Origin of the sequence: Kangiella sp. (genome assembly GCF_014762745.1) — a bacterium.
Lineage (GTDB): Bacteria > Pseudomonadota > Gammaproteobacteria > Enterobacterales > Kangiellaceae > Kangiella.
Genome location: NZ_JABURJ010000086.1, coordinates 1 through 8,053 on the forward strand (window position 1 = coordinate 1; position 8,053 = coordinate 8,053).

Annotated in this window: 7 protein-coding genes; all 7 read right to left on the reverse strand. The window is 47.2% G+C overall.

Features of this window, described 5'->3' with window-relative positions:
• Positions 1-760, reverse strand: a 760-nt coding sequence (locus HUJ19_RS05975) for an FtsQ-type POTRA domain-containing protein (protein WP_290622791.1), incomplete at its 3' end; no start/stop codon positions are given.
• A gap of 15 nt (positions 761-775) precedes the next feature.
• The gene (locus HUJ19_RS05980; RefSeq protein ID WP_290622792.1) at positions 776-1,714 is read right to left on the reverse strand and encodes a D-alanine--D-alanine ligase; all 939 of its coding nucleotides are present in this window, start codon (positions 1,712-1,714) and stop codon (positions 776-778) included.
• Positions 1,711-3,168 carry a UDP-N-acetylmuramate--L-alanine ligase gene (gene murC / locus HUJ19_RS05985; RefSeq protein WP_290622793.1) on the reverse strand — a complete coding sequence of 486 codons (1,458 nt, stop codon included), beginning with the start codon at positions 3,166-3,168 and terminating at the stop codon, positions 1,711-1,713. Before murC ends, HUJ19_RS05980 begins: the two co-directional genes overlap by 4 nt.
• The gene (murG, locus tag HUJ19_RS05990; RefSeq protein WP_290622794.1) at positions 3,165-4,283 is read right to left on the reverse strand and encodes an undecaprenyldiphospho-muramoylpentapeptide beta-N-acetylglucosaminyltransferase; all 1,119 of its coding nucleotides are present in this window, start codon (positions 4,281-4,283) and stop codon (positions 3,165-3,167) included. Before murG ends, murC begins: the two co-directional genes overlap by 4 nt.
• Positions 4,276-5,499: a putative lipid II flippase FtsW gene (gene ftsW, locus HUJ19_RS05995; protein WP_290622795.1), complete on the reverse strand. Its 1,224-nt coding sequence runs from the start codon at positions 5,497-5,499 to the stop codon at positions 4,276-4,278. The genes murG and ftsW overlap by 8 nt, the downstream gene beginning before the upstream one ends.
• Positions 5,496-6,830 carry a UDP-N-acetylmuramoyl-L-alanine--D-glutamate ligase gene (gene murD, locus HUJ19_RS06000; RefSeq protein ID WP_290622796.1) on the reverse strand — a complete coding sequence of 445 codons (1,335 nt, stop codon included), beginning with the start codon at positions 6,828-6,830 and terminating at the stop codon, positions 5,496-5,498. Before murD ends, ftsW begins: the two co-directional genes overlap by 4 nt.
• 25 nt (positions 6,831-6,855) lie before the next feature.
• Positions 6,856-7,935 (reverse strand): phospho-N-acetylmuramoyl-pentapeptide-transferase, encoded by a 1,080-nt coding sequence (gene mraY / locus HUJ19_RS06005; protein ID WP_290622797.1) that lies wholly within the window; start codon positions 7,933-7,935, stop codon positions 6,856-6,858.
• Between the last annotated feature and the right edge of the window lie 118 nt (positions 7,936-8,053).

An 8,053-nucleotide genomic window follows, 5' to 3' on the forward strand; every position in this document is an offset into this window, starting at 1 on the left:
GTGTTGTATTGCTAAACCATTTAGCTGCAAAACCGTTTTGATATCTCAAGTCCACATAAGCCAATGCATCTGACTTATGCGTTTTCAACACATCTATGTGATTTAAAAGGCGCTCGATTCTTTCTTCCACATGCACCTTGCCTAACTGAACTTTTAATCCATCGCTTAGTGTCAAACTGATGGCTCCTCTTTCGCTCAACTGCATACCTTCGATGAACAATGATTTTTTCAACAACTGCTCCTGATAGGTTTGCAATAAAACGGTCAAATCTTTTGCCATTTCATCGGGTCCCTGTAGCCTGACCCAGTTCATGTCAGGCAATTGCTCTGGGTAAAAGACTTTGCCTTCGACGGACACCACGCCATTCAACCCCCAGTAAGCCAGCGGCTCATATTCTTCCACAGTAACCTGCAGAGTATCGGGCCAGACTTTGCGTAACCGTACAGATTTCACCCAGGGTAAGGCTGCAAATTTGTCTTCGGCCGTTTTCATATCCATAGTGAAAAAACCACGGTCTTCGATCGACTTCATTGCAGCTTTAACTTCACCAGCCGACGTATACTCCTGTTCAAACACTTCCAGGCGGTTAATTGGAAATACATTGTCTGTATTGATACTAAAAACCCAGATCCCTGCAAACACCATAGCTACGGCAACTGCACTGACCGACGCAATACCAAGCACCCACTTCAAAGGCTTAACCCAGCCCTTAAAGCTTTTCGCTTGCTTGCGTTCTTCGCGTGTTGCCATCTTTGCCATATCAATCAATTTCCGTTAGTTTCTATCAACAAAACTGGTTTCCAGTACCGCAACAACCAGCTCCTCAAAACTCATGCCAGATTGCTTTGCAGCTTTGGGCACCAGGGATGTTTCCGTCATGCCAGGCACTGTATTGACTTCCAGTAAAAACCAATGGCCTGTGTTACGGTCTCGCATTAAATCGACGCGTCCCCAGCCTTCACAGCCAAGTGCATAAAAGGCTGCTTCTGACAATGCAGCCAGCTCCGCTTCCTCTTCTGCATTCAAGCCACTTGGACATAAGTATTCTGTGGTATTGCTCTGATACTTAGCCTGAAAGTCATAAAAGGTATTTGGCGTTTTAACTCGAATACTCGGTAAGGCTTTGCCATTTAAAATACTGACCGTGTATTCATCACCATCAATCCACTGCTCCAACATCACTTCACGGTCATACTGCTTGGCATTATCAACCGCTTCGCTCAAGCTCTTGGCTGTTTCCGCTTTAGCCATTCCCACGCTGGAACCTTCTCGAATCGGTTTAACCATTACGCAGCCATTCATATCGGCTAATACATCTGTGGCCTGTTCGATACTTAAAACACCGGTGTTTAGCATACGGTGCTTTGCCACCGGATAGCCCATTGCCTGCCAAATCAGCTTGGTGCGCAGCTTATCCATGGCAATCGCTGATGCCATGACACCGCTACCGGTGTAAGCCAAACCAAGCAATTGAAGATGCGCCTGAATGACGCCATCTTCGCCTCCTCGACCATGTAGGGCGTTCCATACTCGATCACACTGGCTTTCTTGGATAGCGGCTAGGCCATCATCTTTCGGATCTATTAATACTGCGTCGATTCCCACTGCTACTAAGGCATTGTAAACAGCCTTTCCGCTGCGTAATGACACATCTCTTTCCGCTGAGTAGCCACCATAAAGCACAGCAACTTTGCCGAATTTATCAATACTCATGACTCGGCCTCCGCGTTTAGCTTTTTCAGATCCATTTTGACTTCAGCCCACGCTGGCGCCAACGCACCAACATTGCCTGCACCCTGTGTCACTACAACGTCACCATCCTGTAAAATATTGCTCAGCAACTCTGGCAGCTGTGAAATTTTTTCAACATGAATCGGTTCAATTTTCCCGCGCTGACGAATACTGCGACACAGTGAACGGCTATCTGCACCAGGAATCGGTTCCTCACCGGCCGGATAGACTTCCAGCAATAAGAGCGCGTCCACTTCTGATAAAACCTTACTGAAGTCTTCATACAAATCACGCGTACGGCTGTAGCGATGCGGCTGGTAGACCATGACCAATCGGCGCTCTGGCCAACTGCGGCGCATTGCTTCAATGGTTGCCATCACTTCGCTTGGATGGTGTCCATAATCGTCGAGCAAGGTAATGGTTTTGCCATCTACTTCGAAATCGCCATACATCTGGAAGCGACGACCAATGCCACCAAATTCAGCAAGTGCTTTCTGGATCGCTGCATCTGACACACCATCCTCACTGGCAACAGCAATCGCTGCTAACGCATTCTGCACATTGTGTCGGCCAGGCAGGTTGAGAGTGATTTCCAACTCGCCTTCATGATCTCGACGAACCACTTTAAAGTGACTTTTTGTTCCAGATTGACTGAATTCAACCGCGCGAACATCCGCGTCTTCGCTGAAACCATAGGTCACCGTTGGACGGGTAATTCTTGGCATGATTTCCTGTACGGTTTCGTCATCAATGCATAGAACTGCCAAACCGTAGAAAGGCAGGTTATGCAGGAAATCGATAAAGTTATTTTCCAGATTCTTAAAGTCGCCACCATAAGTGTCCATGTGGTCAGCTTCGATATTGGTTACCACCGCAACCATGGGTTGCAGGTGCAGGAAGGAAGCATCACTTTCATCCGCTTCGGCGATGAAGAAACGACTGGTTCCTAAACGCGCGTTAGTGCCAGCGCTGTTTAGCAAACCACCGATGACAAATGTTGGATCTAAACCGCCTTCGGCAAAAATGCTGGCGATCAAACTAGTCGTTGTAGTCTTGCCGTGAGTACCGGCAACTGCAACGCCATGTCTAAAGCGCATCAGTTCCGCTAACATTTCTGCGCGGGGCACCACAGGAATACGTTGCTCACGTGCCGCTTCCAACTCAGGATTGTTTTTTGGAATGGCTGTTGAAGCAACTACCACATTCACATTCTTGATGTTGTCGCTAGCATGACCTATGAATATTTCTGCGCCCAAACGTTGCAGCCTTTCGGTAACTTTGCTTTCACGCTGATCAGAACCAGATACTTCATAGCCAAGGTTTAATAGTACTTCTGCAATACCACTCATACCGGCACCGCCAATGCCGATAAAATGAATACGACGAATCCGGCGCATCTCTGGAATCTGTTGCATTAATGGACTATTCGGATTCATGCTTGTTCTCTCGCTTTGTTGCCTGCTTTTTCTTCAGCAGCTTGCTTGCAATACTCAGCAACGGTATGAGTTGCTTCGGGTCTTGCTAGTGCTTGTGCTTTTCGTGCCATTTCAATTAAATGTTCTTTGTCATTCGCTAATGCAGTAATTTCCTGCGCCAATCGTTCTTTACTCAAATCATGCTGCTGAATGATCAGGGCCGCACCCTGATCGGCTAAATAGCGTGCGTTATAAGTCTGATGGTCATCCACGGCATGTGGGTACGGCACAAATATTGCAACACAACCTGCCATTGCAATTTCAGCGACCGTCAATGCACCAGCTCGACAGACCACTAAATCTGCCCATTGATAAGCCTGCGCCATGTCATCAATAAACTCATTAACTTCAAATTGAACCTTGTTATCGACAATCTGTTGATATCGAGCATTGACCTCCTCATGATTTCCTTTGCCGCACTGATGCTTCACATGAACCTGCAATCCACTGTTAACCAGACTGAAAGTTTCAGGAAGCTCTTCATTAAAGACCGCCGCACCACGACTGCCGCCGATAACTAAAATGTGTACACTTTTGTTATCGCCTTCGATTCGCTCCGCAGGGTCCTTATCACTTCCAATATCCTGTCTTACCGGATTACCGACCGTTTTTACCTTATCGCTTTCTGGGAAAGCGCCTGGGTAAGCCTGCAAGGTCCAACGGCTAAAACGATTCAATTGCATATTGGTCATTCCGGCAATGGCGTTTTGCTCATGAATCACTAATGGCACGCGGCAAAGCTTTGCCGCGATGCCGCCAGGCCCACTGGCAAAGCCACCCATACCTAATACAACGTCAGGCTTGAACTGCTTAATAGCTTTACGCGCTAACCAGACGCTTTTTAGTAACTGGAATGGTGCTTTAATTAACGATAGAACACCCTTTCTGCGTATCCCTTTGACAGGCAGCAAGGTCATTGGAATGTCATGCTTTGCGACCAGCTCCTGCTCCATCCCGCCTTCTGAGCCAAGCCAATGCAGCTTCCAGCCTTCCTGCTGCAACTCTTTTCCGACAGCCAACGCTGGGAATATATGTCCGCCTGTTCCGCCTGCCATCAATAAGATTCGCTTAGTCATCCTGACCTCCCCTCGCAGAGCGATACTCGCGTTTCACTTTGGCAAATTCATGCTCTCGGCGACGTACTTCAAAATCTACGCGCAAGATGATAGCTATTGCCATACAGGTCACAATCAAGGAGTTACCACCATAGCTGATAAACGGCAAGGTCAAACCTTTGGTTGGCAGGCTGCCGCTTGATACACCTATGTTGATGAGTGCTTGCAGGCTTAACCAGAAGCCAAATCCGTAGCTGATATAAGCCGCGAAATACTGTTCCATTTTTAGTGCACGACGACCAATGCTGAGGCTGCGCAACAAAATAATGGCAAATAAGATAATCACCAAAAGAACGCCGACAAATCCAAACTCTTCTGCAAATACAGCAAATACAAAATCGGTATGCGCCTCTGGTAAGTAAGACAGTTTTTGTACGCTATTACCAAGACCAACTCCAAACCAGTCGCCGCGACCAAAGGCTATCAGCGACTGCACCAGTTGATAACCGCTGCCAAATTGATCCGCCCAGGGATCGAGGAAGCTGGTCAGGCGCTTCATTCTGTACGGCTCTTTCCATGCAACCAGTGCCATCACTACGCCAACAAAGGCAGTTAACGAAATGAACTGCCACAACTTTGCTCCGGCCAGGAACAACATGGCGAGAGCCGTTGCAACTATCACTGCTGATGAACCAAAGTCTGGCTGCAACAATAAGAATGCAACAACTAGCCCAATAACCAGCAATGGTTTAGTAAAGCCTTTTATCTGTGTTTGCAATTCATCACTGCGACGAACCAGATAGCCCGCCAAATAGGTTACGATGAAGAACTTCATTAGCTCCGCAGGTTGCACCGTCAATGGGCCTACGCCAATCCAACGCTTACTGCCATTCACTTCTTTACCAATCAGCAGCACTAGCATCAAGAGCACAATGCCAAGCAGCAACATATAGATGCCGTTGACTTGCCAGAAACGCGTATCCAGTTGTAATACCAGCACCGATGCCACAATCGCAATCGACAGGTAAATGATGTGTCTGATCAGAAAATGGAACTCATTGCCATTCATATGATCTTCTGCAAATGGCATCGAGCTAGAGGCGACCATCATTACCCCAATCGCCAATAAAATCATCACCGGGCCAAGCAACCAGGGATCAAGGCGCGTGCGCGGATCAGACAGCTTTAGCTGCTCCATGAAGTCCGTGATTCTCAATGTGTTGAGGATGCTGGTCATAGCGCCTCCACACATTGAACAAATTGTTCGCCACGCTGCATATAGTTAGCGAACATATCTAAACTGGCACAGGCAGGTGATAGAAGAACCAAATCACCTGCTTGCGCATATTGATTCGCAGTAGTTACTGCCTCTTGCAAGTTACTGACCAGTTGTGACTTCTGTGGGCTCAACTTGGCGATTGCTGGCGCATCCTTACCAAAGCAGACCACAGCTTTGACAGTTTCATCAATAATGTCTTTCAGGCTGGACAGATCAGCACCCTTAGCATCACCGCCAGCAATAAGCACAATATTGTCAGCAAACTGTGGCTTGAAGCTTTGAATTGCCGCTACAGTTGCACCAACATTGGTTGCCTTTGAATCATTAATGAAGGTCACACCGTTTTTGATCCCAACCAGCTGACAGCGGTGCGGTAAACCCTGATAGTTTTTTGCTGCCTCTAGCACAGGCTTGGTTAATTCAATGCCTGCAATTTCCACTAAGGCCAAGGCCACTGCAACATTCAATGCATTGTGGATCCCCTGTAGTGTTAATTCACTGATACTGAGTATTGTTTTGCCATTATGGATAATGGCATTTTGACTAATGTCCACATTCCACTCAGGTTGCTTTTCAGCGGTCGCAATACCGAAGCGAATTACTTTTTGATTTTGTTCAGTTGGCTCATACCAGCTATTACTATCATCTGCATTAACCAGACAGGTAGCTGCCTTTTGATAAATTTTTCGTTTAGCTTCTGCATATTCCTGATAGCTGTTGTAGCGGTCCAAATGGTCTTCGCTGACATTGAGCACGGTTGCGACAACTGGCTGTAAACTTTCAGTAGTTTCAAGCTGAAAGCTTGATAACTCAAGCGCCACAATATCCCCATCCTGCTCCAGCAGATCCAACGCAGGAACTCCGATGTTTCCGCCAACCAAGGCTTTTTGTCCGCTGGCGTTTATCAAGTCACCAACCAGATCAGTAACCGTGCTTTTACCATTGGAACCAGTGACGGCGATCACCGGTAAGCTATTGGCCTGCGCAAACAGCTCAATATCGCCGATAACACTGACACCAGCATTGCGTGCCTGGTTAATATCTTCTCTTGCGATCGAGATGCCTGGACTGACAACCAGCTCGTCATAATTTGTAAATTGTTCGCCGTTCCATTTCAGTAGCGATCCTGGCGCCAGTTTTTCAAGTTCTTCATGACCAGGTGCAATGTCGCGGGTATCCATGACATGGAAAGGTTGGCGCAATGCAGACAAATAACGCGCAACCGCAAGCCCGGTCTGTCCCAGACCGAGAATCAAGCGGTTTTTATATGCGATATGTTGTTGTTGCATTGTTACCATTCTCTTGTTGTCCTGTTTAGCGAATCTTCAAGGTCGCCAAACCAATCAATACTAAAATCAATGAAATGATCCAGAAGCGCACAATGACGCGAGGCTCTGGCCAGCCTTTTAATTCATAGTGGTGATGAAGTGGTGCCATTCTAAAAATTCGTTTGCCGGTCAATTTGTAAGAGCCCACCTGCAAAATCACTGATAAGGTTTCAATGACGAACACGCCACCCATGATGAATAGAACCAACTCCTGACGCACCATGACTGCTACCGCACCGAGTGCAGCACCGAGTCCCAGCGCACCAACATCACCCATGAAAACCTGAGCCGGATAAGTGTTGAACCACAGGAACCCTAAACCAGCGCCAATGATTGCCGCACAGAAAATCACCAGCTCACCCACACCTTGTACGTATGGAATCGTTAAGTAATCAGAAAACACCTGGTTACCTGTAACATAAGCGAAAATGCCAAGACCTCCTGCAACCAGTACTGTTGGCAGGATAGCCAGGCCATCAAGGCCATCGGTTAAGTTCACAGCATTACTGGTACCAACGATGACGAAATACGCCATAAAGATAAACAGAATGCCAAGCTGCGGCATAACATCTTTTAAGAACGGAACCAGCAGTTGTGTTTCAGCGGGTGACGCCGTGTAAAACAGATACAGAGCAATACCGGCACCAAGTACCGACTGCCACAAATATTTCCAGCGCGCGATCAAACCTTTTGGATCTTTGCGCACCAATTTAATGTAATCGTCTGCTAAACCAATCAGCCCAAAACCAACCAGCGCAATTAACGCTACCCACAAGTAACGATTACTCAACTCACCCCACATTAAGGAGCTGAACACAATCGCGAAAATAATCAGTGCGCCACCCATAGTCGGCGTGCCAGCTTTGGCAAGATGGGTTTGTGGCCCGTCGTCACGAACTGTTTGTCCAATCTGATATTTGCTTAAGCGGCGGATCATTGAAGGGCCTACCAGCAATGAAATGCCTAACGCGGTAATCACGCTGACAATCGAGCGAAACGTTAAGTACTGAAACAGGTTAAAACCTGAGTAATACTGCGATAAATAATCTGCTAACCAGGTCAGCATTATTGATTCCCCCCAAAATTCGAATTCTGCTCATCAGCGGTGGGTGCTACCAATGCATCGACAACCTGTTCCATTCGGGCGCTACGTGAGCCTTTTACTAATATTTTATAATCTGACT